Source organism: Mycobacterium sp. 1245111.1 (assembly GCF_001673405.1).
Taxonomy (GTDB): Bacteria; Actinomycetota; Actinomycetes; order Mycobacteriales; family Mycobacteriaceae; genus Mycobacterium.
The window spans coordinates 1-665 of sequence record NZ_LZLV01000070.1; the positions used below are offsets into that span (position 1 = coordinate 1).

The 665-nt window shown below is 60.3% G+C and carries 1 protein-coding gene; it reads left to right on the top strand.

The genetic code is table 11. The features are described from left to right. Positions 1 to 665, top strand: a 665-nt coding sequence (locus A5658_RS11725) for an MMPL family transporter (RefSeq protein WP_156751399.1), incomplete at both ends; no start/stop codon positions are given.

The window sequence follows — 665 nt, forward strand, 5'->3', positions numbered from 1 at the left end:
TGCTCAAGCAGGCAGACGAGCTGCGCAAGACGATGGCGACGCTGCACGAGCAGATGAAGGTCACCCAGGATCTGACCAACACCACGCACGAAACCACCAAGCTGACAAAAGAAACCGTGAAGATCACCGAGTCGTTGCGGGACGACATCGCCAACTTCGACGACTTCTTCCGGCCGATCCGCAGTGGTTTCTACTGGGAAAAGCACTGCTTCGACATCCCGCTGTGCTGGTCGGTGCGGTCGATCTTCAACGCACTCGACGGCATCGACCAGGTGAGCGAGAACATCGAGGCGCTCAGCGCGAACCTCGACAAGCTGGACCAGATTCAGCCGCAGCTGGTGGCGCTGATCCCGCCGCAGATCGAAAGCCAGCAGCACAACCTCGACACGATCATGTCGAACTACGCCACCACCAACGGTCTGAACGAACAGGCAAAAGCGCAGTCCGACAACGCCACCGCCCAGGGTGACGCGTTCGACCAGGCCAAGAACGACGATTCGTTCTATCTGCCGCCAGAAGTGTTCCAGAACAAGGACTTCAAGCGCGCGTTGAACAACTTCTTCTCGCCGGACGGCAAGGCGGTGCGGCTGATCATCTCGCACCGTGGCGATCCCGCGTCGCCGGAAGGCATCGCGCGCGTCGATAAAATCCGCGAGGCCGCCGAG